Origin of the sequence: Agromyces laixinhei, assembly GCF_006337065.1 — a bacterium.
In the GTDB taxonomy this organism is placed as follows: domain Bacteria; phylum Actinomycetota; class Actinomycetes; order Actinomycetales; family Microbacteriaceae; genus Agromyces; species Agromyces laixinhei.
Genome location: NZ_CP040872.1, coordinates 1,082,061 through 1,108,580 on the forward strand (window position 1 = coordinate 1,082,061; position 26,520 = coordinate 1,108,580).

Below are 26,520 nucleotides of genomic sequence, written 5' to 3' on the forward strand. Positions count from 1 at the left end.
CGTGAAGCCTTACCTTCACTTATGCCACTAAGTGAAGGTATGGTTGGTTCATGCCAACGGATAGCAGCGGAAGCGACTCCCGCACCTCGGTGCTGTCCTGGCCTGCCCTCGACTACGAGTTGCATCGCTGGGCGCCGCGCGCGCCCCAGATCCACTCCAACGCCGCGGTGCGTCGGCAGACAGGGCACTACCGCGCCGCAGTCACGCCTGAGATCGCCGACCTCGATGTTCGGCTCAGCGCGGAGAGCGCGCGTGACCTCGAGGAGGCAGCCGCCGCACTCGTCGCATTCGACAGCCATGCGCAGAAGACGCTCGGCATCAACAACCCCGCCTTGGGGCCGATGTCGGCGATCCTGCTACGCACGGAGAGCGCCTCGAGTTCTCAGATCGAACAACTGACAACCTCGGCGAAACAGCTCGCGCTCGCAGAGCTCGACGAAGGCAACGGCGGCGCGCACGGTTCGGGCAAAGCCAACGCGCGCACGGTGATCGGCAATGTCCGAGCAATGGAAGCCGCACTCGCGCTCGCAGATCACGTGAACGCCGAGACCATCCTCGCCATGCACTCGGCGCTGCTGCGTCACCAGTACGGCTTCGAAGACGAAGCCGGCCGATTCCGGCATGAGCAAGTGTGGATCGGCGGTGAAGGTGCCGGCCCGATCGGTGCTGAGTTCGTCGCGCCGCACCACGACCGCGTGAGGCGAGCCGTCGACGATCTCGTCGTCTTCATCGATCGCGAGGACATCCCCGTCCTTGCGCAGGTCGCGATCTCGCACGCCCAATTCGAGACGATCCACCCCTTCGTCGACGGCAACGGCAGAACCGGGCGCGCCGTGGCCCAATCGGTCATCCATCACAAGCGCCTGGTCACCAGCACCACGGTGCCGATCTCGGCAGGGCTGCTGGTCGACACCGAGCGGTACTTCGGTGCGCTCGACGCATACCGGGACGGCGACGCCGGCCCCATCGTCCGCGCCTTCGCGGATGCCTCGCGCCTGGCGGCGTTCACCGGGACGGCGCTCGTGAACGAGCTCGCCGAACAGCTCGAGATCGCTCGAGAGCAGCTCGGCGGCGTGCGTACCGATGCCGCTGCGTGGAAGCTCCTGCCCACCCTGATCGGCCAGCCGGTCGTCAACACCAGGTACCTGCAGCAACGACTCGCGATGTCGGAGGCGTCGTCGTTACGCGCACTCGACACCCTCGTCGAACGGGGCGTGCTCATCGAGCGCACCGGCTATGGGCGCAATCGCGTGTGGCAGCACTCCGGCATCATCGCGGTGCTCGATGCGTACGCCGCGGGCATCCGGCGCCGCGCTCAGCGCCGCGCCTGATGCTGCGGCGTCGACCGAGAGAACGCGGCCGCGGGTACTGCGTACTCGTTCGAGAGCGACCCGGTCACCACCCGCTCCGCGTGGGCGAATGCCCCTCTCGCGCGTCGTCGGGCATGGTCATCTCGGCGCGCAGCCCGAGCAGGCGGATCGGCCGGTCGGGCTCGATGCGGCCGACGAGTTCGAGCGTTCGCGCCACCACGACCGCGCGATCTGTGGTCGACGCGATCTTCTTCGTGAAGACCTTGGTGATGAACGGCGCGTATCGCACCTTGAGCGTCAGCCCGATCACCGGCCTGCCCTCCGCAGCGACGTCATCGAGCACGTGCGCGGCGAGTTCACGCACGGCATCCTCGATCTGCCCGGGTTCGGTGAGGTCCTGCTGGTAGGTCGTCTCCCGGCTGTGCCCGCGAGCGACCCAAGGCGTGTCGTCGACGACATCGGTGCCGTCGCCGCGGCCGAGCTCGGCGTACCACGGCCCCATGCGCGGGCCGAACTCGGTGGCGAGGGCATCGGGGTCGGCTGCGGCCAGCTCTGCCACCGTCGCGATGCCGAGTCCTGCGAGACGCCGGGAGATCTTCGTGCCGACGCCCCACAGCTCGATCGTCGGCCGATCGCCCATCACCTCGAGCCAGTTGCCGGCCGTGAGCCGGAACACCCCGCGCGGCTTGCCGAAGCCCGTCGCGACCTTCGCCCGCACGAGCGTGTCGCCGATGCCGACGCTGCAGTGCAGCCGGGTGCGGTCGAGCACGGCCTGCTGAATCCGCCGCGCGTACGCCTCGGGGTCGGCGGTCTCCACGCCGACGAACGCCTCGTCCCAGCCGAGCACCTGCACGATCGCGCCCGGCTGCACGCGCAGCGTCGCCATCACGGCAGCGGATGCCGCGCCATAGGCCTCGGCGTCGACCGGCAGGATCACCGCATCAGGCGCCTTGCGGGCGGCGATCCGCAGCGGCATCCCCGAGCCGACGCCGAACTCGCGTGCCTCGTACGACGCGGTCGAGACGACGGCCCGCTCGCTCGGATCACCGCGCCCTCCGACGATCACGGGTCTGCCCGCGAGCTCGGGGCGCCGCAGCACCTCGACGGCAGCGACGAACTGGTCGAGGTCGACGTGCAGCACCCACGACGTACGGTGTCCGCCCATCTCACCAGTCTGCACCGGAACCACCGGTGGTAGCGTGGATCGACCCTGTGCACGACCACCGAGAGGAGCAGCCGTGATCGAACTCGTCGTCGCGCTCTTCCGCGTCGCACAGGCCTCGCTCGAGATCGCGCTCGCGTCGAACGCGCAGATATCCGTCGTGCTCGTCGGCGTCGTCGGCGCGGCCGCCGTCGCCGTGGTCGTCGTCGCCTGCCAGTCGCTGCCCGCGATGGTCGCGGCCGACGCGAGCGGTGCCGCCACCCGGTTCCGCCAGACGGCCGACCCATGGCGACTGCTCGCACAGAGCGACCCCGACGCGCCCGGGCGTGCCCGCCCCAGGGCGCCGGCACTCGGCCTCGCGGCCGCGTAGCGAGACCGACCCGCCGACCCGCGCGCACCCGGCATGGTGCGCGCACCGCACCCTTCGGTGCGCACCGCGCCATCCGGCGCGAGCTCGGCCTTCCTCGTGGCCAGACGGATCCTGTCATCCCTCGACCGCAAGGAACCTCCTCATGGACCTCTACGCATTCCCGCCCATCGCGGGCCTCCTCGACGGCGCGCACACCGTGCTCATGACCCTCGCTGCCCTGCTCGAACCCGTCATCGGCATCGCGAGCGCCGCGGCGGCCGTCGTGCTCATCACCCTGCTCGTGCGCGGTGCGCTCATCCCCGTCGGCATCTCGCAGGCCAAGGCGGAGCAGACCCGCTCCCGCCTCGCGCCGAAGCTCGCAGCACTGCAGAAACAGCACAAGAAGAACCCCGAGCGGCTGCAGCGCGAGACGATGAAGCTCTACGGCGACGAAGGCACGACGCCCTTCGCCGGTTGCCTGCCGATGCTCGTGCAAGCGCCCGTCATCGGCGTCATCTACGCCCTCTTCATCCTGCCGACGATCGCCGGCCACCCGAACGCCCTGCTCGAGCAGACGTTCTTCGGCGTGCCGCTCGGCTCGAGCCTCGCCGGCCAGATCGCGGCGGGCACGCTCGCGCCCGGCGCGCTCGTCGTCTTCCTCATCGTGATCGCGGGCATCGCCGTCGTCGGCGAACTCACCCGTCGCGTCTTCCAGCCGAGCACCCCTGTCGGCGGTGCCGCCGGCACGAACCGAGCGGATGCCTCGGCGGGCGGCGCCGGGGCATCCGCTGCACTGCTCGCGGCACCCGGCATGACCCGTGCACTCGGAGCGCTGCAGTTCATCACCGCCGTGATCGCGATCTTCGTGCCGCTCGCCGCGGCGCTCTACCTGCTCGTCACGGTGGCGTGGACCCTCGTGCAACGGATGCTGCTGCGCCGCCGTTACCCGCTCGTCGAGGCGAGCACCGCCTGAACGCCGTAATCGGCGCATGCTCGCGTCGTCGCCGACCGGAATGCGACGCTTGCGGCGCCCGGCCGGCGGTGGTTTCGTTGAGGTATCGAACGAAGGAGCACATCATGAGTTTCCTCGCGTTTCTGATCCTCGGCCTCATCGCCGGGGCCATCGCCAAGTTGATCCTGCCGGGCAATCAGGGTGGCGGATGGTTCGTCACCCTGCTGCTCGGCGTCGTCGGGGCCCTCCTCGGCGGCTGGATCGGCTCCGCCCTCCTCGGCATCGGCATGGGGGAGTTCTGGAACATCTGGACGTGGCTCCTCGCCATCGGCGGATCGATCATCGTGCTGCTCATCTGGGGGCTCATCACCCGGGGGCGGAGCAAGAGCACGACCGCCTGACATCAGCCGCGTGAGCGCGCGCCTGCGAGTTCGGCGAAACGCCGCAGCATCCGTTGCGGTTCGGTGACGGATGCCGCGGCCAGCCGTTCGCCGACCTCGCGCAGTTCGCTCGCCGGGAAGTAGCCGTGATGGCGGTACACCTGCGCGCGGGCGATGAAGTCGGTCGTCGACACCTCGGGGTGGAACTGCGTCGCATAGACCTGCGTGCCGACGCGATAGATCTGCACGGGGCAACCGGCCGATGACGCGAGCAGCACGGCGTCGGCCGGCGGCCGCTCCGTCGCCTCCTTGTGGCCGACGAGGGCGTCGAACCGCCCGGGCAGCACGCTGACGAGTGGATCGGCCGTACCCTCGGCCGTGAGCCGGATCTCAACGGCCTGCGCGTGCTCGCCGAACGTGGTGCCGACCTCGCCGCCGAGCAGCCGGGTCAGCACGCCGATGCCGTAACACGTGAGAAGGAGCGGGAAGTCGTCGGCGACGGCGCGCTCGGCCAGGCGGGTGAGATCTGCCTCGACCCGTCGCTGCACCTCGTGCTTGCCGGTCTCGGGGGTCGTCACGTTGTACGGGCTGCCGCCGACGACGATACCGGCGTACTCGTCGAACTCGAGCTCGCCGAGTGGATCGACATCGAGGCGCACGTGCTCGAGCCGGGCCGCGTCGACGCCCATGGCGCGGCGCACCGACTCGTACTCGGGGCCGACGGCCTCGACCTCTGGGCGTGCGGAGAGGAAGAGGAACGGCTTGGCGCTCATCGCCCCCTCCGGCGGCTGCGCTGCTTGGCTCCTGCGCCGGTTCGAGGGGCCGGGCGGCCGCCCTTCCCGCCGCCCTTCTTCCCCGTGCCCGACTTCGCGGCCGCCGCCCGTCGCTCGGCGGCGGCGAGTTTCGCGGCCTTCGCGGCCTTCATCGGCGGAGGGTCGTCGGCCGAACCTCGCGAGCTCTTCGCACCCCGGCCGCGCACGACGGCGACGAACTCCTGGATGTCGGCGTCGTCGCGGTCGCGGCGCCAGACGAGCGAGATCTGCGTGGCCGGGGCATCCGTCACCGGAATCGCGACCACGTCCTTGCGTCGGTGCAGCCTCGCGACCGAGTGCGGCACGATCGCGTGGCCGCTGCCCGCTGCCACGAGCTCGATCGTCATGGCGGCGTCGGCCTGCACGGGCGCGGTCGCTTCGCCCTCGAGATCGGCGAGCGTGAGCGACTCGGCGCCGGCGAGCGGATGCTCCTTCGGCAGCACGACGACCGCGAGCTCCTCCCAGAGCGCGACGGCGTGCAGGCCTTCGGTGTCGACGGGGAGGCGTACGAAGGCGATGTCGGCGTCGCCCGCGCCGAGTGCGACGAGCTGCTCGGCCTCGCCGACCACGATCGCCTCGAGCGGCAGTTCGGGTCGCAGATCGTTCCACACGCGCAGCCATTTCGACGGGCTCACCCCGGCGACGTAGCGGAGTCGCAGTGTCACCCCGGCCCCCGTTCCCTGCAGCCGTGTTCAGGCTGCTCCCAGCGTAGACGATGGCCGCGTGGCCTCCCGGTGGGCGCGGGCGCTGCGACGGGCTACGGTGTTGGAGTGAGCCAGTCGAAGAACTCCCAGACCATGAAGGCGGAGACCGCAGCCAAGAAGCTCGGCATCCTCCTCGAGGCCGCGCCCGCGGAGTTCCGCGAGGGGCTCGTCACGCGCGACGAACTCGCGGCGCTCACGGCCGACCCGCCCGAGTGGCTCGAGGTGCTGCACCGCGAGGGCCCGCACCCCCGCACCGTCGTCGCCGCGAAGCTCGGCATCTCGAACTCGGGCCTCGCCCGCGGCGGCGTCACCGACCCGCTCACGACCGCCGAGATCAAGGCACTGCTCGAGGCGCCGCCCGCATGGCTCGTCACCGAACGCGCGACGCAGGCCGCCGTGCGCGCCGAGAAGATCCGCGTCGCCGATCGCGACAAGGAGCGCGCCGCGCGCCGCGGCGGCGGCTCGGGCGTCTGACCCCGCCGGCCCGGCGTCAGGCGTAGCGAGCGGCGAGGAACGCCGACGCGTCGGCGAGTTCGAGTTCGGACACCGAGTGCCCGAGGCCCTCGTAGATGCGCTCGTCCAGGTCGGAGTGCGCGGGCAGCCACGCCTGTGTTCGAGCGACGGATGCCGCGGGGATCACGTCATCGACCGTGCCGCGCCCCCAGAAGACGGGCGGCGCCAGTTGCGACATCCGCTCATCGCCGTCGCGCTCGCCGGGCAGGGCGAATCCGGCGAGGCTCACCGCGAACGCGAAACGCTCGGGTGCGCGTCGCAGCAGCTCGAGCGCCATCGCGCCGCCCTGTGAGAAGCCGAGCAGGCCGACCGACACGTCGTCGGGCACGACGCGGCCCAGCCACTCGATGATCGCGGTGACGGCGGCATCCGCGCCCTCGACGGAGAATTCGACGCCCTCGTTCATGAGCGGAAACCAGGCGTGGCCGTACCCCGTGAACGTCGGGGCACGCAGCGACGCGACCGCCGGCGAGAGCGGCAGGTAGGGCGCGAGGCCGAACAGGTCGCCCTCGTTCGAGTTGTAGCCGTGCAGCAGCACGAGCAGCGGGCGGCCTTCGCGATCGGCCGCGGAAGCCGACCACAGCACGGCCTCGTCGTCGATCTGCACGTCGGTCATGGGGTCAACGCTAGCGCGGTGGGGCAGAATCGAGGCATGAGCGTACGCACCCCCGACCCGGACTGGAACCCCGACGACGAACCCGTCGTCAGGCCGCCGGCGAATCCCGGGTGGCTGACCGACCTCGAACTCGCCGAGGTTCGCGGCAGGCTGCCGCTGCTCTACGTCGAGGCGGTGCCGGTGCGGGTCGACGGGCTCGGCCAGGTGACCGAGGTCGGCGTGCTGCTGCGGGCGAACTCCGTGGGCGAGATGACGCGCACGCTCGTCTCAGGGCGGGTCATGTACGGCGAGACGATCCGCGACGCCCTGTTCCGCCACCTCGAGAAGGATCTCGGCCCGATGGCGTTTCCGCTGCTGCCCGCGAGCGCCGTGCCGTTCAGCGTGGCCGAGTACTTTCCGATGCCCGGCATCACGCCGTACACCGACGAACGGCAGCACGCCGTGTCGCTCGCGTTCGTGGTGCCGGTCACCGGCACCTGCGAGCCGCGCCAGGACGCGCTCGAGGTCACATGGATGACGCCCGAAGAGGCCGTGACCCAGAGCGTCGCCGCCGAGATGGAGGGCGGGCGCGGCACGCTCGTCAAGCAGGCACTGGCCTCGGTGGGGGCGCTGCGCTGAGGCTCGTTCTTCGCTCTGGCTCGTTCGCTCTGGCTCGTTCGCTCTGGCTCGTTCGCTCTGGCTCGCTTGCCCAGGTTCGCTCGCTCAGCGGACGAACCGCACCTCGTGGATCTCTTCACCGAGGAACGGCACGTCTTGTGCTGCGCCGTCGAGCGTGAAGCCGTTGCGTGCGTAGAAGCGGTGGGCGCGGGGGTTGTCTTCGGCGACCCAGAGGTAGCCGGGCCGGTCACCGCAGGCGGCGTCGAAGAGCTTCTGGCCGATGCCGGTGCCGTGGTACGCGTCGAGCAGGTAGATGAAGTAGAGCTCGCGCTCGCGGGGCGGGTTCTCGTCACGGGCGGGGCCGGAACCCACGAAGCCCACGATCTCGCCGTCGACGAGGGCGGCGAACTGGTTGTACTCCTCGCCCCGAGAGGCCATGTGGGTCCACAGATCTGCCATGCGGCGGGGCGAGAGGTGCTCGAACGCGGCGGCGCTGATCAGGTGATCGTAGGTCTCGTGCCAGCAGGTTGCGTGCACGCGACCCAGGGCCTCCACATCGGAGTCCCTGATGGGGCGAACGACGACTTCGGCAACGACTTCGGTGCTCATGCCCTGAGACTAAGCCAGCACGCGCGCGGCGCGAAATCGAGCGGCGGATGCCCCGGTGCTACCGTGGAACCATGACTCCGCAGGAGCTCGAGAACCTCGTACATCTGCGCCGTGCTCGCGACCTGATCGATCGTGAGTACGCGGAGCCGCTCGACGTGCCGACCATGGCCGATCGGGCGCTGATGTCGCCGGCGCACTTCTCGCGCCGGTTCCGGGCCGCGTACGGCGAGACGCCCTACAGCTACCTGATGACGCGACGCATCGAACGCGCGATGGCGCTGCTGCGCGGCGGGGCGAGCGTCACCGATGCCTGCATGGCGGTGGGCGCTACCTCGCTCGGTTCGTTCAGTTCGCGCTTCACCGAGATCGTCGGCGAGACGCCGACGGCCTACCGCAGCCGCGAGCACCACGCCGTCAACGCGATGCCGCCGTGCGTCGCGAAGACGTACACACGCCCGATGCGGGGCACACCGAGCAGAATCGAAGAAGCCCCAGGGCGAGCGGCGGCGTAGCGTCGACGTCATGACCATCTCACTGCAGTTCACGAACATCACCGTCAACGACGTCGACGAGGCCGTCGCCTTCTACCGCGACGCGCTCGGCCTCGAGGTGCAGAACGACGTGGCATCCGGCAATCACCGCTGGGTCACGCTCGGCAGTGCCGCGCAGCCGGGCCTCGGCATCGTGCTCTCCGACCCGCACGCCGGCCGGTCACGGGCCGACGGCGATGCGATGCAGGAACTCCTCGCGAAGGGCGTGCTGCCCATGCTCGTGTTCCGCTCCGACGACGTCGACGCGACCTTCGAGACCGTGCGCGCGTCGGGCGCCGAGGTGCTTCAGGAGCCGATCGACCAAGCGTGGGGTCCGCGCGACTGCGCGTTCCGCGATCCGGCCGGCAACACGGTGCGCATCTCGCAGGCGCCGGCCGCCTGACCCACTGCATCAGCCTGCCCGCAGCGCCGGGCGTACGCGAACGGCCCCGACGAGTTCACGCGAACTCGTCGGGGCCGCTCATCGGTGCGTGCGACTCAGCCTTGGGCGCGGCGATTGCCGCGTGAGTTGCCGGAGGGCGAGACGAGGCTGCCGACGCGCAGCGGCGCCTTGCCGCCCGAACGGCCGCCCGTCGAACGCTGCGCGCCCGTCGTCTGCGCACCGCGGCCCTGGCCACCGCCCTGCTTCGGCGCGTTGGCACGTGCCTCGGCCGGGCGACCGGAACGGTCGCGGCGGGGTGCGCCCGCGACATCCGACTGGCCACCGTTGCCGCCGCGACCGCGACCGCGGCCCGTGCGGGCTTCGCCGCCGCGCTCGTCGCGTGCGGCGCGCTTGCGCTGGGCATTGGCGCCCTGTGAGCGACCGCCGCCCTGCTGCGTCACCGCGGCGCGCGGCGCCGGCTTCACGTACGGGGCGACCTCTCCGACGAGCGTCGTCACGACCGGCGAGGTCGCGGTGACCTGCTGCGGAGTGACGGTGATCGCGGCCCTGCGGAGCAGGGTCTTCAGGTCCTGCTTCTGTGCGGGCAGGCTGATGGTGACGACGTCGCCCTCGCTGCCGGCTCGAGCCGTGCGGCCCGAGCGGTGCAGGTACGCCTTGTGCTCCATGGGCGGGTCGACGTGGATCACGAGCTCGATGTCGTCGACGTGCACGCCGCGCGCTGCGACATCCGTTGCGACCATGACCTTGGCCGAACCGTCGGAGAATGCGGCGAGGTTGCGGTCGCGCTGCGGCTGCGACAGGTTGCCGTGCAGGTCGACCGAGGGGATGCCCTGCTCGGTGAGCTTCTTCGCGAGCTTCTTCGCGTGGTGCTTCGTGCGCATGAAGAGGATGCGGCGGCCGGTGCCGCTCGCGAGGGTCTTCACGAGGTCGTTCTTGGCGTCGACGTCGGCGACCTCGAAGACGTGGTGGGTCATCGCGGCGACGTGCGAGGTCGCCTCGTCGACCGAGTGCAGCACCTCGTTGTGGAGGAAGCGCTTGACGAGCTTGTCCACGCCGTTGTCGAGCGTGGCCGAGAAGAGCAGGCGCTGGCCGTCGGCGGGGGTCTTGTCGAGGATGCGCGTGACGACCGGGAGGAAGCCGAGGTCGGCCATGTGGTCGGCCTCGTCGAGCACGGTGATCTCGATCGCGTCGAGCGTGACGAAGCCCTGCTTCATGAGGTCTTCGAGGCGGCCGGGGCAGGCGACGACGATGTCGACGCCGCCGCGCAGCGCGTCGACCTGGCGCTTCTGGTTGATGCCGCCGAAGATCGTCGTGGTCTTCAGGTCGTAGGCGGCGGCGAGCGGCGCGAGCACCGCGTCGATCTGCGTGGCGAGCTCACGGGTGGGTGCGAGCACGAGTGCGAGCGGCCGGCCCGGGCGGCGGCGGCCGCCGGCGAGGCTGGTGCCGAGGCGGGCGACCATGGGCAGCGCGAACGCGATGGTCTTGCCCGAGCCGGTCTTGCCGCGGCCGAGCACGTCGCGTCCGGCGAGCGTGTCGGGCAGCGTGTCGACCTGGATCGGGAACGCGGTGGTCTTGCCGTCGGCGGCGAGGGCCGCGACGAGTGGAGCCGGCACGCCGAGCGTGCTGAAGGTGATGTCGGTCATTGGTGCCTTTCAGGCAGAGCACACCGCCGGTCGGTCTTCCGCGAACGGAAGGTCTGGCCCGGCGGTGGGTGTTGGCGAAGGCGCCGGTCGGCGCATCCGTTCGCCGTATGAGAGTCAACGGGCCACTGTGAGTGCACAGTGCCCGGAAAGCGTTTCTACGACGCGGGCGGCGCGGTCGTCGCGCACACCGTGGGAAAGTCTAGCGGATGCCCGCGCCATTTCCCTGAACACCACCGTTTTCAGGAGTTTTGGGGAGATTCTGCTGGATTCGGCCGCGACACGCCGTGTTTCGACCGCCGCGACGACCATTACTCCTGAGAAGAGTGGGTGGGCCCGGAAGAGTGGGTGGGCGGGCTCACGTCGGCGGTGCCCGGCGGGTCGAACCGCCAGCTCGGCGCAAGTTGCCGCAGCCGCAGGCCGCGCCACTGCCAGAACGCCCACGTCGGGTACCAGGCCAATGGGTCGAGCGCCCCGGCGCTTGCGCGCAACTGGTCGCGATACAGGGTGCGGCCGTCGGGCAGCGCCGAGACGGCCATGCGGTGGTCCCAGCTGCCGAAGGCGGCGAACGGGCCCGTCAGCGGGCTTCCGCCGTCACGGAGCATCCGCACCCCCTCTGGCAGGCCGCCGGGGCTCGTCAGTTCGACGCGCTCCTCGCCGACCGCGAAGCGGCGGAAGGCGAGCACCCGCAACCGGTGCGGGCCGTCGGGCCACATCGTCGGCAGACCGCCCGGCTCGACCGACTCGAAGTCGAGCCACGGGGCGACGACCTCGCGCAGCACGGCCGGGCTCCGAAGCGCCCGCCACGCGGCATCCGGAGTCGTGTCGAGCGTGAGTTTCAAGAGCACCCGCATGAGCCGAGAGTAGGGCGGCCGGATGCCGCGGCCAAGCGCCGCGCCGGATTCGGAGCCACTCCTCGGGGTGCGTCCGCACTGAACGCCTAGACTCCCGCACATGCCCGACGGACTCTGGTGGTTGCCATCCCTCCTCGTCTTCGCCGCTGCTGCGGTCGTGCTCACCGGTGCGGTCGTGGCACTGCGGCGGTTCGGCGCCCGGCGTGAGCAGGCGGCGCTCGCCGACGGTGCCGACGTCGAAGCCAGGGCGAAGGGGCACATCGTGCGGGCCGACAACGCGGTGCGCGACGCCGAGCGTGAACTCGCATTCGCCGAGGCCCAGTTCGGCCCTGACGCGGCGCGGGCCCTGCGGAGCGCACTCGACTCGGCGCACGGCTGGATGCGTGAGGCGTTCATCCTGCAGCAGCGCCTCGATGACGCCGAGGCCGACACCGCCGCCGAACGCCGCACCTGGAGCGCCCGCATCGACGGCCTCTGCGCCTCGGCTGTCGGGGCACTCGACGACGCCGAGGCTGCGCTCGCCGTGCGGCGGCGTACCGAGCGCGGCGCCCACGAGGAGCTGCCGGCGCTCCGCGCTGATGTCGAACGGCTGGAACGCCGACGCATCGAGGCCGGCGCCATGCTCGGCCGGCTCGCGACGCGCTTCGCGGAGTCGGCACTGGCGCCCGCGCGGGCGGCGGCCACCCGCGTCGACACGGCCCTCGCGGGCGCCGGAGGCGCGCTCGACGAGGCCGAGGTGCGGCTCGGCCGCTCGAAGCCGACCGCCGACCTCCTCGGTGCCGCGGGTGATCGGCTCGACCGAGCAGGCCGCGACCTCGACGAGATCGACTCGGTCGAACTCTCGCTCGCCGCTGCGCAGCAGGAAGCCGCCGAGGAGGCCGCGGCGCTCGATCGCGAGCTCGTCGCGGCGCGGCGGGAGCGCGACGCGCAGGAGGATGCGGACGCCGCCGATGCGATCGGAATCGTGATCGGCGCGGCTTCGGCGGCGATGGCGGGCCGTGCCGAGCTCGCAGGGGATCCGTTCGCCGATCGTGACCGGATCCGGGCCTGCCGCGACCGCCTCGAGGTCGCCCGCGCAGCGGCACGCAACGCCCAGGGCCGGCTCGACGGCGCGCGGGGTGCGCTCGGCGGGGCGATGGCCATCGCCGAGAGTCAGCTGCGGGTCGCGCGCTCCGCGATCGAGCGCGGCGGTCATGCCATCGGCGCCGAGGCTCGCACTCGACTGGCCGAGGCCGAGCGTCAACTCATCATCGCCAGGCAGGAGCCCGACCCCGTCGCCGCGCTCGATGCAGCGCGCCGCTCGACGTCGCGTTCGAGCGACGCCGAGGCGCTCGCCCTCTACCGCGGGTACTGACGTGACGACACGTGGAACAGGCGGGGCGCGCAGCGGATAGCCTGTGCGGGTGAACGCGCAGAGCCCCGATCCCGTCGCCCAGTCCACGTACCAGGTGCGATTCGACTGGGGCGGCCGCGGCGCAGCGCGCGTCACCGAGGGCGTCGACATCGTCGTGTGGGTCGACGTGCTGCCGGATGCCGCGTCGTCGCGCTCGCCCGCCGAGCTCATCGGTCTCGCACCCGAGCCCGCCGCGGTGCTCCAGGCGGGGCTGGTCGATGCCACGGCGACCGCCCGGTGGATCCTCGCCGAGCAGGAGCGGCTCGGTCGCAGGGCCTTCCTCGCAATCGTCGCTGCGGGCGACGCCGAGGCGGGATTCGCCGCCGACGACCTGCTCGGCGCCGGTGCCGTCATCGACGCGCTCGCCGCGCTCGGCATCGACGACACCTCACCGGAGGCCGCCGTCGCGGCATCGGCGTTCGGCGGGCTGCGCCGGGCGGTACGGCACCTGACCTCGGCGTCGACGGCGGGCCGCGCCGCGGCGGCATCGGGCCTGGGCGTCGACGCGGTTCACATGGCTGCGGCACTCGATGCGAGCGACGCGGCCCGCGTGCTCAGGGGCGGTGCCGAGGCATCCTCCGATTGATCGACCGTGACGTGCCCGTCGTTGATCGACCGTGACGTGCCCGTCGCGCGGGAAGGCGGCCGAACGGCGGCACGCCGGTCGTGCTCAGACCACGACGCTCCCGGCCTTGCGAGCGCGGTGCGCGCGCACCTTCGCGCGGTTGCCGCAGCGCTGCATCGAGCACCAGCGGCGGCTCGCGGCCCGCGAGGTGTCGAGGTACACCACCGCGCAGTCTGCGCCGGAGCAGCAGCGGATGCGCAGCGCGTTCACGGGTGCGAAGAGGTCGACGGCGTCACGCGCGATCGTCGAGAGCGCTTGCGCCACGGTCTGCACGGAGCGGCCGGCCTGGCGCGTGCCGCCGGCGAGCGACGGCGGCACGTCGGGCGTGGCCGCATAGAGGTTCACCATGTCGATGTCGGCGGCGCGCACGGCTTCGTCACGGCTCGCGGCGATCGCCATGCGACTGATCGCGTCGCGCAGGCCGACCGCGTCGAAGAGGTCGCGCGACCGAGCGACGCCGACCGCCACGGGAAAGCGCTCGTGCAGCCACCTCGAGAGGTCGTCGGGCGCGTGCAACTGCTCGACGTTGCGCAGCCCGCCGATGCGACCGGTGTAGGCGAAGTCGAGCGCGAACGAGCCCGAATCGAACCACCAGCGAACGTCGTCTCCTGTGGAGATCCACTGCCCGACGGCGATTGAGACGGTTGAGACGGGCACGCCAACAATCTAGCCGGTGACGGCGCACGCGGCCGACCCGCGACCCGTCACTCGGCTGCGGCGCTCGCGGCCCTGCGACGCACCGCGGGGGTGATCTCGCGGCGACGCCACACGATGAGGTTCGCATGGTCGAACCCGCGCCGGCACAACCCGCAACTCAACTGGCGTCGCGGCTCGCGGTAGCGGAAGTGCTCGTGGCCGGCCGGGCAGCGTCCGACCCACGGTGCGAGTTCGTGCGCGACCTCGCCGTCGTGGGTGCGCCGGCCGACGTAGCCGAGGTCTGAGGCGATCGAGGCCCACTTCTGCCCATGGCCTGCGCGCGACCCGGCGAGCGCGTGGGCGACCTCGTGCAGGAGGATCTGGTGGATCTCGTCGTCGTCGTACCGCGCAGCGAGGTAGCGCGAGACCGAGATGCGCTTGTCGGTGTAGTTGCAGAGACCGGCCCGCTTCTTCGCGTTGTCGAACGCGAAGCTCCAGGCAGTGGCGTCGAGATGCAGCACGATGAGCGCCTCGGCCCACCGTCGCACCCGTTCGAGATCCGCCATGAGAGAGAGAATAGACCCGACGGCCGTCACTGGGGAGGGGAATCTGCAGGTGCGAGCGGCACCCGGTACAGCCGGTCGTCGCCGTCGCTCGGCGAGCCGCGCCCGTCGGTGTTGTTCGAGAGCAGCCACAGCGACCCGTCGGGCCCAGGCGTGACGTCGCGGAGGCGACCCGGTTCGCCGGTGAACCACGGCGTCGCTGCGAGTGCGCCGCCGGTGGTCGCGGGCGCGATCGCCCAGAGGCGTTCGCCGCGAAGCGCCGCGAGGAAGAGCGTGTCACCGATCACCGCGAGACCGCTCGGGCTCGCCTCCGACGTCGACCACTGCATGACGGGGTCGACGAAACGCGGGTCGCCCGCGACGCCCTCGACGATCGGCCATCCGTAGTTGGCGCCGCGCGAGATGCGGTTCAGCTCGTCCCACCTGTTCTGGCCGAACTCTGCGGCCCACAGCTCGCCGTTCGCATCCCACGCGATGCCCTGCGGGTTGCGGTGACCGAGCGACCACACGGCGTTGCTGTACGGGTTGCCCGGCGCTGCGGCGCCGTCGGGCGTCACCCGCAGGATCTTGCCCGACAGCGACGCCGGGTCCTGCGCGGCATTCGGGTCGCCGGCGTCGCCGGTCGTCACGTAGAGCAGGCCGTCGGGCCCGAAGGCGATGCGACCGCCGTTGTGCGTCGCCGCGCCGCGGGGGATGCCGGTCAGCACGTCTTCGGGTGCTCCGAGCGCGAGCGCGCCCTGTGCACCGGTGAGCGGCATCCGCACGACGCGGTTGTCGGATTCGGCCGTGTGGTACGCGTAGACGCGATCTGGCCGTGTGCCGTCGCCGGGCAGGAACGCGAGCCCGAGCAGCCCGCCCTCGCCGCCGGCCGCGACGCCCGGTACGACGCCCGCGACACGCAGCGAGCCGTCGGGCAGCACCTCGACGATGTCGCCGCGGTCGCGCTCGCTGACGAGCACACCGCCGCTCGGCAGCACGAGGATCGACCAGGGCGCTTCGAGTCCCGAGGCGATCGGTTCGGGGGCACCCGCGGGTTGCAGCACGGGCGGCGCGGGCGAGGCGGGTACGGTCGTCGGCGGGGTCGTCGGGCTCGGCAGCGGCGTCGGCGTCGGCAGCGGGGGAGCCGGCGCGCACGCCGCGAGTGCGAGCGACGCGGCGAGCGCGAGCGCGAACGAGAGGCCGAGCTGCGATGCGACCCGAGTGCGTGGCATTCTTCCTCCCGCCCCCGTCTGCCCCGACCACCTCAGTCTGCCCCGAAGTATCCCGGTCTGCGCCGAGTCCGCGCCAGAATGGGAGCATGCCCGCCGAGAACGATGTGCACAGCATCGACTTGAACAGCGACCTCGGAGAGTCGTTCGGAGCGTGGCGCCTCGGCGACGACGAGGCGATGTTCGCCCTCGTCTCGAGCGCGAACATCGCCTGCGGGTTCCACGCTGGAGACCCGGTGACGATGCTCGCGAGTGCACGCCGTGCCGCACGCCACGGCGTCGCGCTCGGCGCCCACCCCGGCTACCGCGACCTCGCGGGGTTCGGCCGTCGCGATCTCGACGCGACTCCCACCGAGATCGCCGCCGAACTCCTCGCCCAGCTCGGCGCGCTCGACGGCACCGCCCGCGCCGCCGGCACGCGGGTGCGATACGTCAAGGCGCACGGCGCGCTCTACCACCGCCTCGCCGCCGACGAGTCGGCCGCCCACGCCTTCGCCGAGGCTGTCGCGGCATTCGACCCGGCGCTCACGGTGCTCGGCCAGCCGTCGGGCGCGATCGTCAGGGCAGCGGATGCCGCGGGGCTCCGCTACGCCCGAGAGGCCTTCGTCGACCGGGGCTATGCGGCAGGCGGCTCGCTCGTGCCGCGCGGCGAGCCCGGTGCCGTCGTCGACGATCCCGCCGCGGCATCCGATCGGGCACTCGAGATCGCCGAGACCGGCGGCATCACCGCCGACGACGGCAGCAGGGTCGAGCTCGCACCCGACTCGCTGTGCCTGCACGGCGACACCCCCGGGGCCGTCGCGATCGCCCGAGCCGTACGGGCAGCGCTCGAGGGTGCCGGGTTCGAGATCGAGGCGTTCGCGTGAGCCGCCGCCTCCTGCCGAGCGGAGACGCGGCGCTGCTCGTCGAGTGCGACAGCCTCGATGAGGTGCTCGCGCTGCACGACGCGCTCGCCGCCGACCCGCCGCAGGGTCTCGTCGAGCTCGTTCCGGCCGCTCGCACGATCCTCGTCGCGATCGATCCCGGGCGACTGCCGCTCGAGTCGGCGGCGACCTGGGTGCGTCGCATCACCGCCGGTGCCGTCGTCGACGCGGTAGGGCCGGCCCCCGCGACGATCCCGGTGGTCTACGACGGCGATGACCTGGCCGAGACCGCGGCCACGCTCGCCGTCTCGCCCGAAGCGCTCGTCGCCCGCCACTCGGCGGCCGAGTGGCGGGTCGCGTTCATCGGCTTCGCTCCGGGATTCGGCTATCTCGTGAGCGACGACTGGCCGTTCGAGGTGCCGAGGCTCGACGCGCCGCGGACCCGCGTGCCGGCGGGTGCCGTCGCGCTCGCCGGGGCGTTCGGCGGCGTGTACCCGCGGCCGAGCCCCGGCGGCTGGCGCCTGATCGGCCGCACCGACGCGACCCTGTGGAGCCCGTCGGCCGATGAGCCGGCCCTGCTGGCTCCCGGCCGACGCATCCGCTTCGAGGCGGTCGATGCGTCATGAGCCGCCTGCACGTCGAACAGCCCGGCGCCCTCGCGCTCGTCGAGGACCTCGGCCGCCCGGGACTGGCGCATCTCGGGGTCGCCGCTTCGGGGGCGCTCGATCGCGGTGCGCTCTCGCTCGCGAACCGGCTCGTCGGCAACCCCGACGATGCCGCGGGGCTCGAACTCCTCGTCGGCGGCTTCCGCGCGCGCTTCGAGGGCGAGGTGTGGTTCGCCATCGCTGGCGCGTTGGGGGGCACCCGGCTCGACGGTCGCGCGATCGCCCCGTACACGGCGGTCCGCGCCCCCGACGGAGCGGTGCTCGAGGTCGGCACGGCCGAACGCGGCATCCGCTACCTGCTCGCAGTACGCGGCGGACTCGACGTGCCGGCAGTGCTGGGCTCGCGTTCGCGCGACACCCTCGCCGCGCTCGGCCCCGACCCCGTCGGCCCGGGCAGCGTGCTCGAGATCGGCGCGGAGCCCGAGGCATCCGTGCCGGTCGTCGGCAACGACGTCGCGTTCCCGCCGCCGCAGGGGGCGGTGACCCTCGCACTGCACGCCGGGCCGAGGGCCGACTGGTTCACGGATGCCTCGCGCGCCGCGCTCTTCGAGACCGAGTGGGCTCTCTCGGAGCAGGCCGACCGCATCGGCGCCCGGCTCGTCGGGCCGGCGCTCGACCGGATCCGCCCGGGCGAGCTGCCGAGCGAGGCGACCGTGCCCGGCTCCATCCAGGTCGCGGGCGACGGGCAGCCGACGATCCTGCTCGCCGACCGACCGGTCACCGGGGGTTACCCCGTCATCGCGATCGTCGCTCGCGCGTCGCTCGACGCGGTCGCCCAGCTCCGACCCGGCCAGGCGGTGCGCTTCCGCCACGCGTGAACGCAGGCCGGGGCGACGAGTGAGCGGCGAGCGCGGCGCGTTGCGTCAGGACTCGTCCCCGACCCGCACGAGCCCCGACTCGTACGCGAACACGGCGATCTGCACTCGATCGCGCAGCGCGAGCTTCGTGAGCAGCCGCGACACGTACGACTTCACCGTCGCCTCGCTGAGGAAGAGCCGCGCGGCGATCGCCGCGTTCGGAAGGCCCCGGGCGACGAGCGTCGCGACGGCCGTCTCGCGTTCGGTCAATTCGTCGAGACGCTCGCGCATCAGTTCGGCGACGGGTTGCTGCTGCACATATCGGTCGATCATGCGACCGATGACCGCCGGTGCGAGCATGGCCTCGCCGGCCGCCACGACGTGGACTGCGTTCACGAGACCGGCGGGTGAGATGTCCTTCAGCAGGTATCCGGATGCCCCTGCGCGGATCGCGCCGTACACGAACTCGTCGAGGTCGAACGTCGTGAGCGCGATCACGCGTGGCGCGGGTCCCGGCAGGGCGACGATGCGGCGCGTCGCCTCGATGCCGTCGAGTCGTGGCATTCGCACGTCCATGAGCACAACGTCGGGCCGGGTCGCCATTGCCTGTTCGACGGCCTCGATGCCGTCGGCGGCCTCGGCGACGATGTCGAAGCCGGCCCGCTCGAGGATGAGACGGAACCCCGCGCGAACGAGGTACTGGTCGTCGACGACGAGCACCCGGATCGCGGCGTCAGTCGTGCGGTCGGCATCCGGCGTGCCATCCACATGACGCGCGTCGGCGGGCTTCACGTCGCCGCCCGCGGGAACACCGCGCGTACCAGGAACCCATCGGCGGATGCGCCGGCATCGAGCCGCCCGCCGTAGATCGCGGCGCGTTCCCGCATGCCGATGAGGCCGTGGCCGGGCCCGGCAGAGGCGTCCCGCGCTCCTGAGGTGCCAGGTGCTGCTGGTACTGCCGAGCCGCCCGCGGCGCCCGTGCCGTAGTCGACGACCTCGATCGTGAGCGATTCGGGGTCGCAGCGCACGGCTACCTGCGCGCGTCGGGCGCCCGAGTGCTTCCGCACGTTCGTCAGCGCCTCCTGCACGATACGGTAGGCGGCGAGCCCGAGCCCCGGCGGCACGTCCTCGTGCGCGCCCGACATCTCGAGGTCGACCTCGAGGCCGGTGGACCTCGCCGCGGTCACGAGCTCGCCGATCGCGGCGATGTCGGGCTGCGGTGCGAGACCGTCGGCGGCATCCGGCTCGCGGAGGAGCGAGACGATGCGGCGTACCTCGTCAAGCGAGCTCGTGCCGGCCACCCGGATCGCGGCGAGTGCGCCGCGCACGTACTCGGGATCCTCATCGACGACCTGCTCGGCGGCGCCGGCCTGCACGACCATTACGCTGACCGAGTGCGCGAGCACGTCATGCAGTTCGCGGGCGATCCGGGACCGTTCCGCAGTGACGGCCGCTTCGGCCTGCTCGCGTGCCTCGGTCTCGGCAGCGCGCGCCCTGATCGCCGCAGCGACGGCCCGGGCCTCGGAGGTGCGCAGTCCCCAGCCCGCGGCGAACCCGACGGCGCAGACCGTCCAGTGGAAGACGATCTCATCCGCCCCCTGCAGTACGGGGAGGAAGACATCGGCGAGGAGGAGCGCCGTGGCCGCCGCTCCGGCGCCGATCCACGGCAGCCGACCGCGTCCGTGCCGCGCGAGGCTGTACAGGGCGAGCACGAACGGTACGAGCTGGCCCCAGAACAGCGACTGCATGTGCCCGAGGGTGAGCACCCCGATGACGAGCCAGACGACGAATACGCCGGGCAGGAGCCAGGTGCGCAGCCGACGCTGAGAGAGCAGCGCCGCGGCGAGCACGACGCCGATCGAGCTCACGACCGGCGATCCGTCGCCCAGCACGGACTCGATGAGCCCGAAGGCCTCGGCGACGCCGGCGCAGGCGAGGGCGAGTGCGAGCGCGGCATCCTGCAGCCCGTGCCAGAACCGTCGCCGTTCCATGGCCTCACGGTAGCGCCATGCCGGCCGTGCGCGCGTCATCCCGCGGTCGATCCCGGCATCGACCCGAGTCGATGCCGGCAGCGACGGCAGTCACCGAGCTCTGGCCGCGCGGGGGATCCGCCTGCCACGGAACCTCACTAACTTCGGGCATCGACCGGCGACCCGCCGGCACTGACCGAAGGAGTTCCGATGTTCCGCCTCGCCTCGTTCCACCGTCTCGTCACGGCCGTCTGCCTCGCCCTCTGGGCGGTGCTGTCGGTCGTCTTCGTGTTCACCGCGCCCCCGCTCGACGGGTCGGGCGACGGCGCTTCGCCGCTCGCCGCGGTCGTCTCCGCCTACGCCTTCCTCGCTGCCCAGGCAGCCCTGGTCGTCGGCATCATCGGCGTCGCACACCTGCTCCGCGACCGCACGCCGGTGCTCGCACCCATCGCGGCGTTGCTGACCATCCTCGGCGCCGTCGGCCATTCGGCGTTCGCCGGTATCTCGCTCGTCCTCGCAGGTGGTGCGGACGGCGCGCCGGCCGCGGTCGAGGCGGCGTTGCAGGGGCCGGCCGCTGCGCTGTCGATGGTGAGCCTCGTCGGCGCGGTCGTCGGTGTCATCGTGCTCGCGATCGCGCTGTTCCGGGCCGCACTCGGCGCGACCTGGATCGGCATCGTGCTCCTCGGCTGGGTCGTGGTGGAGTTCTTCCTCAGCGGCATCGGCCTCTGGGCGATGCTCGGATCGGCCGCCCTTCTCCTCGTCGGCTACGGCGCGATCGCCGTGGTCGTCTTCCGGAGTGATCTACGCGATTGGATGACGGCGAAGGAGGCGGAGGTCGCTGCGCGACGCGCGGTCGAGCCCGCGTCCGTCTGATCCTGATCCGTCGTTCTCGGAGCCCGCCGCAAGGACTGATTCACGGCTTCGAGAGGAACACCGAGCGCGCCGGCGGCGGTGACGGCACGGCTGTGGCGTCCGTCACGACCGGTGCGCCGGCGATGAACCGGCGAAGCTCTTCGCCGTCGACGAGCTTCGCCGGCGCCGGGTCGCTCGCGAGGCGACGCGGCAGGCCCGCGAAGGGCAGTTCGTCGTGGGAGGCGTACATCACGACGTTGCCGAATCGGCGCCCCTTCAACATCGAGGTGTCGGCGGCGATCGCCAGGTGCTCGAAGACGTGCGCGAGCGTCGCGGCCTGCGAGCGGGCGAAGGCGAGGCCCGCGCCGTCGGCGACGTTGACGGCGACGATGCCGCCCGGTGCCAGGCGCGGCGAGACGAGCCCGTAGAACTCGGTGCTCGTCACGTGCGCGGGTGTGCGGGCGCCCGAGAAGATGTCGACGATCGCGATGTCGACCGCGCCGTCGAGCCCGGCCGGCAGCTTCGCGAGCACCGCTCGGGCATCGCCGTGCCGCACGCGCACCTGTGCGCCTCGGGGCAGCGGCAGGTGCTCGCGCACGAACTCGACGAGATCGGATTCGAGCTCGACGACCTGCTGGCGCGAACCGGGTCGCGTGGCCGCGACGTAGCGGGGGAGCGTGAGCGCGCCGCCGCCGAGGTGCACCGCCGTGATCGCCTGCCCCTCGGGTCGCACGAGGTCGATCGCATGGCCGATGCGGCGCACGTACTCGAAGCCGAGCCAGTCGGGTCGGTCGACTTCGACGTGCGACTGGGGCGTGCCGTCGACGTAGAGCGTCCACGAGCCCGGCGACTGCCGCGACTCCTCGAGCCGCGCGAGATGCCCGCTGGCGGCGAGGCGGCGTTCGAGCTCTGACACGGATGCCACGCTACCGCGCGGTGCTGCTCATGCTCCGGCCGAACGCGCTCGCCGTCAGCACGCGCCCCACAGCACGAAGTCGAGGCGGTCGCCCTCGAGCACCTCGGCCGGATGCGGCCCGAGCGCGAGCAGTCGCTCGCCGAGACCGTCGGGCAGGCCATCCGGGGCGGCGACGACCACGGCATTGCCCTCCTCGGCGCCCGAGAGCATGCTCGGGTCGCCCGCGACGAGCAGTTGCGCACCTGGGTCGGACCTCGAGATCGCACGGGTCTGGCCGCGAAGCCGAACGAGCCCCGCGGCATCGGCCACGTTGACGACGAGTGCGCCTCGAGGAGCGAGGAGCCTGAGGCATCCGCCCATGAATGCGGCGGTCTCGACGAACGCGGGCGGCTGCAGGCGGCGGTAGAGGTCGACGATCACGACGTCGAACGATGCGGTGAGCGTGTCGATGACGGATGCCGCGTCGCCGACGACGAACTCGATGTCGGCGTCACCGGGCAGCGGCAGACGAACGAGCACCGCCTCGAGCACTTCGCGGTCGATGTCGACCACGACCTGCGAGGAACCGGGGCGGGTGGCCGCGACATACCGCGCGAGCGTGAGGGCGCCGCCGCCGAGGTGCGCCGCACGCAGCGGTGCCCCGGGAGCACCGAGCGCGTCGAGCACGTGACCGACGCGGCGCGTGTACTCGAAGAACAACCGGGTCGGGTCGACCGCATCGACGTGCGACTGCGCGGTGCCGTCGACGAGCAGTGTCAGCCCGTTCGACGAGAACACGTCGGCTTCGAACTCGATGCGCCGATTCATGCCTGAATCGTGCCATGCGCGGGCCGCCGAACCGGGTGCGGGAACGGGTTATACCGGAGAGCCGGAGACAAATCAAGATTCGACTGGACACGCGGCGATCGGCAGCATATAGTTAACCTTTGCGCTCCCAGACCCACCATGCCTTCATATTGCGGTCGGCTTCTGTGCGTGTCGAGATCCTGAGGTCTTCGGCATCCGCACTCGTCTGAGGGGTTCCACTCTCCGCTACCGACAGTGAACCGGCCCGACGGGGCCATGGAGGTTACTCACTTGGCTGCTGCGCGCAACGCGACCACGCCCACCCCCAAGAACGGACGCGGTGCAAGCCGTCTCTCGTTCGCCAAGGTCACCGACACCCTCACGGTACCCGACCTGCTCGCCCTCCAGACCGAGAGCTTCGACTGGCTCGTCGGCAACGACGCGTGGAAGTCACGCCTCGCCGAGGGCAAGTCGGCCGGCCGTCAAGACCTGCCCGAGACCACCGGCCTCGAGGAGATCTTCGAGGAGATCTCCCCGATCGAGGACCTCGGCGAGACCATGCAGCTCTCGTTCACCAACCCCGAGCTCGAGCCGCCGAAGTACACGATCGACGAGTGCAAGGAGAAGTCGAAGACCTTCTCAGCACCGCTGTACGTGAACGCGGAGTTCATGAACCACCTCACGGGTGAGATCAAGACGCAGACCGTCTTCATGGGCGACTTCCCGCTCATGACCCCCAAGGGCACCTTCGTGATCAACGGCACCGAGCGTGTCGTCGTCTCGCAGCTCGTGCGTTCGCCGGGCGTCTACTTCGAGCGCACCCCCGAGAAGACGTCTGACAAAGACATCTACTCGGCCCGCGTCATCCCGAGCCGCGGCGCCTGGCTCGAGTTCGAGATCGACAAGCGCGACCAGGTCGGCGTGCGCATCGACCGCAAGCGCAAGCAGTCCGTCACCGTCTTCCTCAAGGCCCTCGGCCTCACCTCCGAGGAGATCCTCGAAGAGTTCGCCGGCTACGAGTCGATCGCCCTCACCCTCGAGAAGGACAACATCCTCACGAAGGAAGAGGCGCTCAAAGACATCTACCGCAAGCTCCGTCCGGGCGAGCAGGTCGCTGCCGAGGCCGCGCGTGCGCTCCTCGACAACTTCTACTTCAACCCGAAGCGCTACGACCTCGCGAAGGTCGGCCGGTACAAGATCAACAACAAGCTCGGCCTCGAGGCACCCCTCACCGACTCGGTGCTGACGGTGCAAGACATCGTGGCCACGATCAAGTACCTCGTCGCGCTGCACGACGAGCGCACCACCCTGCCCGGCCGCCGCGCCGGCAAGGCGGTCGAGCTGCGACTCGACGTCGACGACATCGACAACTTCGGCAACCGTCGCATCCGCGCGGTGGGCGAGCTCATCCAGAACCAGGTGCGCACCGGTCTGTCCCGCATGGAGCGCGTCGTCCGCGAGCGCATGACGACGCAGGACATCGAGGCGATCACCCCGCAGACCCTGATCAACGTGCGACCCGTCGTCGCCGCGATCAAGGAGTTCTTCGGCACCTCGCAGCTCTCGCAGTTCATGGACCAGAACAACCCGCTCGCGGGTCTGACCCACAAGCGTCGCCTCTCCGCGCTCGGCCCCGGCGGCCTCTCGCGCGACCGCGCCGGCGTCGAGGTCCGTGACGTCCACCCCTCGCACTACGGCCGCATGTGCCCGATCGAGACCCCGGAAGGCCCGAACATCGGCCTCATCGGATCGCTCGCGTCGTTCGCGCGCATCAACTCGTTCGGCTTCATCGAGACGCCGTACCGCAAGGTCGTCGACGGCAAGGTCAGCGACCAGATCGACTACCTCACGGCTTCCGAGGAAGACGACTACGTCGTCGCCCAGGCCAACGCGCCGCTGAAGTCCGACGGTCGTTTCACCGAAGATCGCGTGCTCGCCCGGAAGAAGGGCGGCGAGGTCGACCTCGTTCCGGCTGACGCGATCGGCTACATGGACGTCTCACCGCGCCAGATGGTGTCGGTCGGCACCTCGCTCATCCCGTTCCTCGAGCACGACGACGCGAACCGCGCCCTCATGGGTGCGAACATGCAGCGTCAGGCGGTGCCGCTGCTGCGCAGCGACTCGCCGTTCGTCGGCACCGGCATGGAGGGCTACGCGGCCATCGACGCCGGAGACGTCATCACGGCCGACCAGGCCGGTGTCGTCGCAGAGGTCTCGGCCGACTCGGTCACCGTGCAGCTCGACGCCGGCGGCACGCAGACCTACTTCCTGCGCAAGTTCGACCGCTCCAACCAGGGCACGTCGTACAACAACCGCGTGCTCGTGAACTCGGGCGACCGCGTCGAGGTCGGCGAGGTCATCGCCGACGGCCCCGCGACCGACAACGGCGAGCTCGCGCTCGGCAAGAACCTCCTCGTGGCGTTCATGCCGTGGGAGGGTCACAACTTCGAGGACGCGATCATCCTCAGCCAGAACCTCGTGAAGGACGACGTGCTCTCGTCGATCCACATCGAGGAGTACGAGGTCGACGCCCGCGACACGAAGCTCGGCAAGGAGGAGATCACCCGTGACCTCCCGAACGTCAGCCCCGATCTGCTGGCCGACCTCGACGAGCGCGGCATCATCCGCATCGGCGCCGAGGTCCGCCCCGGTGACATCCTCGTCGGCAAGGTCACGCCGAAGGGCGAGACCGAGCTCTCGGCCGAAGAGCGTCTGCTCCGCGCGATCTTCAACGAGAAGAGCCGCGAAGTTCGCGACACCTCGCTGAAGGTTCCCCACGGCGAGCGCGGCACGATCATCGCGGTCAAGGTGTTCGATGCGCAAGACGGTGACGACGAGCTCGGCTCGGGCGTCAACCAGCGCGTGGTCGTCTACATCGCCCAGAAGCGCAAGATCACCGAGGGCGACAAGCTCGCCGGTCGTCACGGCAACAAGGGCGTCATCTCGAAGATCCTGCCCGTCGAAGACATGCCGTTCCTCGCCGACGGAACCCCCGTCGACGTCATCCTCAACCCGCTCGGCATCCCCGGCCGCATGAACTTCGGCCAGGTGCTGGAGACCCACCTCGGTTGGGTCGCCAAGCAGGGCTGGAAGGTCGACGGCAGCCCGGCATGGGCCAAGAAGCTCCCGAAGGAAGCACACGAGGCCGCGCCGGGCACCAAGGTCGCGACCCCGGTGTTCGACGGAGCCCTCGAGGAGGAGATCGCGGGTCTGCTCGACTCGACGCTCCCCAACCGCGACGGCGAACGAATGATCGACTCGAGCGGCAAGACGCAGCTCTTCGACGGTCGCTCGGGCGAGCCCTTCCCGTACCCGGTCTCGGTCGGTTACATGTACATCCTGAAGCTGCACCACCTCGTCGACGACAAGATCCACGCACGCTCGACGGGCCCGTACTCGATGATCACCCAGCAGCCGCTCGGTGGTAAGGCGCAGTTCGGCGGCCAGCGATTCGGTGAGATGGAGGTCTGGGCGCTCCAGGCCTACGGCGCCGCATACGCGCTGCAGGAGCTCCTCACGATCAAGTCCGACGACATCCTCGGCCGCGTCAAGGTGTACGAGGCGATCGTCAAGGGCGAGAACATCCAGGAGCCCGGCATCCCCGAGTCGTTCAAGGTGCTCATGAAAGAGATGCAGTCGCTCTGCCTGAACGTCGAGGTGCTCTCGGCCGACGGCACCGCGGTCTCGCTCCGTGACACCGACGACGAGGCCTTCCGTGCTGCGGAAGAGCTCGGCATCAACATCTCCGCGCGCTTCGAGTCGTCGAACATCGACGAAATCTGAGCCAGGCCAGTAGACGAATACAGAAACTTTCC

29 protein-coding genes are annotated in these 26,520 nt (G+C 71.0%); 15 read left to right on the forward strand and 14 right to left on the reverse strand.

Annotation, left to right across the window (positions count from 1 at the left end):
* The first annotated feature begins 50 nt into the window (after nt 1-50).
* Nucleotides 51-1,331 (forward strand): Fic family protein, encoded by a 1,281-nt coding sequence (locus FHG54_RS05120; RefSeq protein ID WP_139416315.1) that lies wholly within the window; start codon nt 51-53, stop codon nt 1,329-1,331.
* A gap of 64 nt (nt 1,332-1,395) precedes the next feature.
* Here the strand turns inward: FHG54_RS05120 and FHG54_RS05125 are convergent, their stop codons facing one another.
* Nucleotides 1,396-2,475: a DNA polymerase IV gene (locus FHG54_RS05125; protein WP_210415473.1), complete on the reverse strand. Its 1,080-nt coding sequence runs from the start codon at nt 2,473-2,475 to the stop codon at nt 1,396-1,398.
* 73 nt (nt 2,476-2,548) lie between these two features.
* On the opposite strand from FHG54_RS05125, the gene FHG54_RS05130 reads away from it, so the two are divergent.
* From FHG54_RS05130 to FHG54_RS05140, 3 genes are all read left to right on the forward strand, one after another.
* Entirely contained in the window at nt 2,549-2,842 is a 294-nt protein-coding gene (locus FHG54_RS05130; protein WP_139416316.1) for a DUF6412 domain-containing protein, read from the forward strand.
* 142 nt (nt 2,843-2,984) lie between these two features.
* On the forward strand, nt 2,985-3,794 hold the full coding sequence (locus FHG54_RS05135; RefSeq protein ID WP_139416317.1) for a YidC/Oxa1 family membrane protein insertase: 810 nt from the start codon (nt 2,985-2,987) through the stop codon (nt 3,792-3,794).
* Between the two features lie 104 nt (nt 3,795-3,898).
* The gene (locus FHG54_RS05140; RefSeq protein WP_139416318.1) at nt 3,899-4,174 is read left to right on the forward strand and encodes a GlsB/YeaQ/YmgE family stress response membrane protein; all 276 of its coding nucleotides are present in this window, start codon (nt 3,899-3,901) and stop codon (nt 4,172-4,174) included.
* 2 nt (nt 4,175-4,176) lie between these two features.
* Here the strand turns inward: FHG54_RS05140 and FHG54_RS05145 are convergent, their stop codons facing one another.
* Together FHG54_RS05145 and FHG54_RS05150 are read right to left on the reverse strand one after the other, a co-directional pair.
* Nucleotides 4,177-4,926, reverse strand: a complete 750-nt coding sequence (locus FHG54_RS05145) for a glutamine amidotransferase (RefSeq protein ID WP_139416319.1) — start codon at nt 4,924-4,926, stop codon at nt 4,177-4,179.
* Nucleotides 4,923-5,630, reverse strand: coding sequence for a LysR family substrate-binding domain-containing protein (locus tag FHG54_RS05150; protein ID WP_139416320.1), 708 nt, complete (start codon nt 5,628-5,630; stop codon nt 4,923-4,925). Before FHG54_RS05150 ends, FHG54_RS05145 begins: the two co-directional genes overlap by 4 nt.
* Before the next feature lie 132 nt (nt 5,631-5,762).
* Between FHG54_RS05150 and FHG54_RS05155 the strand changes: the two genes are divergently transcribed.
* A complete protein-coding gene (locus tag FHG54_RS05155) occupies nt 5,763-6,143 on the forward strand; it encodes a DUF5997 family protein (protein WP_139418309.1) in 381 nt (126 codons plus the stop codon).
* Nucleotides 6,144-6,159: 16 nt separating this feature from the next.
* Here FHG54_RS05155 and FHG54_RS05160 read toward each other — a convergent pair whose 3' ends face one another.
* On the reverse strand, nt 6,160-6,798 hold the full coding sequence (locus FHG54_RS05160) for an alpha/beta hydrolase (RefSeq protein WP_139416321.1): 639 nt from the start codon (nt 6,796-6,798) through the stop codon (nt 6,160-6,162).
* Nucleotides 6,799-6,834: 36 nt separating this feature from the next.
* On the opposite strand from FHG54_RS05160, the gene FHG54_RS05165 reads away from it, so the two are divergent.
* On the forward strand, nt 6,835-7,416 hold the full coding sequence (locus FHG54_RS05165; RefSeq protein WP_139416322.1) for an NUDIX hydrolase family protein: 582 nt from the start codon (nt 6,835-6,837) through the stop codon (nt 7,414-7,416).
* Between the two features lie 84 nt (nt 7,417-7,500).
* On the opposite strand, the gene FHG54_RS05170 is transcribed toward FHG54_RS05165, so the two are convergent.
* Nucleotides 7,501-8,004, reverse strand: coding sequence for a GNAT family N-acetyltransferase (locus FHG54_RS05170; RefSeq protein ID WP_139416323.1), 504 nt, complete (start codon nt 8,002-8,004; stop codon nt 7,501-7,503).
* 71 nt (nt 8,005-8,075) lie between these two features.
* On the opposite strand from FHG54_RS05170, the gene FHG54_RS05175 reads away from it, so the two are divergent.
* Both FHG54_RS05175 and FHG54_RS05180 read left to right on the forward strand, forming a co-directional pair.
* Nucleotides 8,076-8,516, forward strand: a complete 441-nt coding sequence (locus tag FHG54_RS05175; RefSeq protein ID WP_139416324.1) for a helix-turn-helix transcriptional regulator — start codon at nt 8,076-8,078, stop codon at nt 8,514-8,516.
* Between the two features lie 10 nt (nt 8,517-8,526).
* Entirely contained in the window at nt 8,527-8,937 is a 411-nt protein-coding gene (locus FHG54_RS05180) for a VOC family protein (RefSeq protein ID WP_139416325.1), read from the forward strand.
* 95 nt (nt 8,938-9,032) lie between these two features.
* On the opposite strand, the gene FHG54_RS05185 is transcribed toward FHG54_RS05180, so the two are convergent.
* Nucleotides 9,033-10,580: a DEAD/DEAH box helicase gene (locus FHG54_RS05185; protein ID WP_139416326.1), complete on the reverse strand. Its 1,548-nt coding sequence runs from the start codon at nt 10,578-10,580 to the stop codon at nt 9,033-9,035.
* Between the two features lie 308 nt (nt 10,581-10,888).
* Nucleotides 10,889-11,431 carry a hypothetical protein gene (locus tag FHG54_RS05190; protein ID WP_210415474.1) on the reverse strand — a complete coding sequence of 181 codons (543 nt, stop codon included), beginning with the start codon at nt 11,429-11,431 and terminating at the stop codon, nt 10,889-10,891.
* A gap of 100 nt (nt 11,432-11,531) precedes the next feature.
* Between FHG54_RS05190 and FHG54_RS05195 the strand changes: the two genes are divergently transcribed.
* Both FHG54_RS05195 and FHG54_RS05200 read left to right on the forward strand, forming a co-directional pair.
* Entirely contained in the window at nt 11,532-12,785 is a 1,254-nt protein-coding gene (locus FHG54_RS05195) for a hypothetical protein (protein WP_139416327.1), read from the forward strand.
* A 49-nt stretch (nt 12,786-12,834) separates the two neighbouring features.
* Nucleotides 12,835-13,410, forward strand: a complete 576-nt coding sequence (locus FHG54_RS05200; RefSeq protein WP_233437881.1) for a hypothetical protein — start codon at nt 12,835-12,837, stop codon at nt 13,408-13,410.
* 84 nt (nt 13,411-13,494) lie between these two features.
* On the opposite strand, the gene FHG54_RS05205 is transcribed toward FHG54_RS05200, so the two are convergent.
* The 3 genes from FHG54_RS05205 to FHG54_RS05215 are packed head-to-tail and all read right to left on the reverse strand — an operon-like array spanning nt 13,495 to nt 15,859.
* Nucleotides 13,495-14,106 (reverse strand): CGNR zinc finger domain-containing protein, encoded by a 612-nt coding sequence (locus tag FHG54_RS05205; protein WP_168197115.1) that lies wholly within the window; start codon nt 14,104-14,106, stop codon nt 13,495-13,497.
* 47 nt (nt 14,107-14,153) lie between these two features.
* Complete coding sequence (locus FHG54_RS05210) at nt 14,154-14,651, reverse strand: SprT-like domain-containing protein (protein ID WP_139416329.1); 498 nt, start codon at nt 14,649-14,651, stop codon at nt 14,154-14,156.
* A gap of 26 nt (nt 14,652-14,677) precedes the next feature.
* Complete coding sequence (locus tag FHG54_RS05215; RefSeq protein ID WP_139416330.1) at nt 14,678-15,859, reverse strand: PQQ-dependent sugar dehydrogenase; 1,182 nt, start codon at nt 15,857-15,859, stop codon at nt 14,678-14,680.
* An 86-nt stretch (nt 15,860-15,945) separates the two neighbouring features.
* Here FHG54_RS05215 and FHG54_RS05220 point away from each other — a divergent pair, with 86 nt between their 5' ends.
* The 3 genes from FHG54_RS05220 to FHG54_RS05230 are packed head-to-tail and all read left to right on the forward strand — an operon-like array spanning nt 15,946 to nt 18,202.
* Nucleotides 15,946-16,722 (forward strand): LamB/YcsF family protein, encoded by a 777-nt coding sequence (locus tag FHG54_RS05220; protein WP_139416331.1) that lies wholly within the window; start codon nt 15,946-15,948, stop codon nt 16,720-16,722.
* The gene (locus FHG54_RS05225) at nt 16,719-17,345 is read left to right on the forward strand and encodes a 5-oxoprolinase subunit B family protein (protein ID WP_139416332.1); all 627 of its coding nucleotides are present in this window, start codon (nt 16,719-16,721) and stop codon (nt 17,343-17,345) included. The genes FHG54_RS05220 and FHG54_RS05225 overlap by 4 nt, the downstream gene beginning before the upstream one ends.
* Nucleotides 17,342-18,202, forward strand: a complete 861-nt coding sequence (locus FHG54_RS05230; protein WP_139416333.1) for a 5-oxoprolinase subunit C family protein — start codon at nt 17,342-17,344, stop codon at nt 18,200-18,202. The genes FHG54_RS05225 and FHG54_RS05230 overlap by 4 nt, the downstream gene beginning before the upstream one ends.
* 45 nt (nt 18,203-18,247) lie before the next feature.
* Here FHG54_RS05230 and FHG54_RS05235 read toward each other — a convergent pair whose 3' ends face one another.
* The gene (locus tag FHG54_RS05235) at nt 18,248-18,973 is read right to left on the reverse strand and encodes a response regulator (RefSeq protein WP_338025694.1); all 726 of its coding nucleotides are present in this window, start codon (nt 18,971-18,973) and stop codon (nt 18,248-18,250) included.
* A complete protein-coding gene (locus FHG54_RS05240) occupies nt 18,970-20,172 on the reverse strand; it encodes a sensor histidine kinase (protein ID WP_168197116.1) in 1,203 nt (400 codons plus the stop codon). Before FHG54_RS05240 ends, FHG54_RS05235 begins: the two co-directional genes overlap by 4 nt.
* 189 nt (nt 20,173-20,361) lie before the next feature.
* On the opposite strand from FHG54_RS05240, the gene FHG54_RS05245 reads away from it, so the two are divergent.
* Nucleotides 20,362-21,024 carry a hypothetical protein gene (locus tag FHG54_RS05245; protein ID WP_139416335.1) on the forward strand — a complete coding sequence of 221 codons (663 nt, stop codon included), beginning with the start codon at nt 20,362-20,364 and terminating at the stop codon, nt 21,022-21,024.
* A gap of 40 nt (nt 21,025-21,064) precedes the next feature.
* Here the strand turns inward: FHG54_RS05245 and FHG54_RS05250 are convergent, their stop codons facing one another.
* Both FHG54_RS05250 and FHG54_RS05255 read right to left on the reverse strand, forming a co-directional pair.
* A complete protein-coding gene (locus FHG54_RS05250) occupies nt 21,065-21,919 on the reverse strand; it encodes a spermidine synthase (RefSeq protein ID WP_139416336.1) in 855 nt (284 codons plus the stop codon).
* Nucleotides 21,920-21,973: 54 nt separating this feature from the next.
* A complete protein-coding gene (locus FHG54_RS05255; RefSeq protein ID WP_139416337.1) occupies nt 21,974-22,726 on the reverse strand; it encodes a spermidine synthase in 753 nt (250 codons plus the stop codon).
* 270 nt (nt 22,727-22,996) lie between these two features.
* Here FHG54_RS05255 and rpoB point away from each other — a divergent pair, with 270 nt between their 5' ends.
* Nucleotides 22,997-26,488: a DNA-directed RNA polymerase subunit beta gene (rpoB, locus tag FHG54_RS05260; protein ID WP_139416338.1), complete on the forward strand. Its 3,492-nt coding sequence runs from the start codon at nt 22,997-22,999 to the stop codon at nt 26,486-26,488.
* Nucleotides 26,489-26,520: the final 32 nt, after the last annotated feature.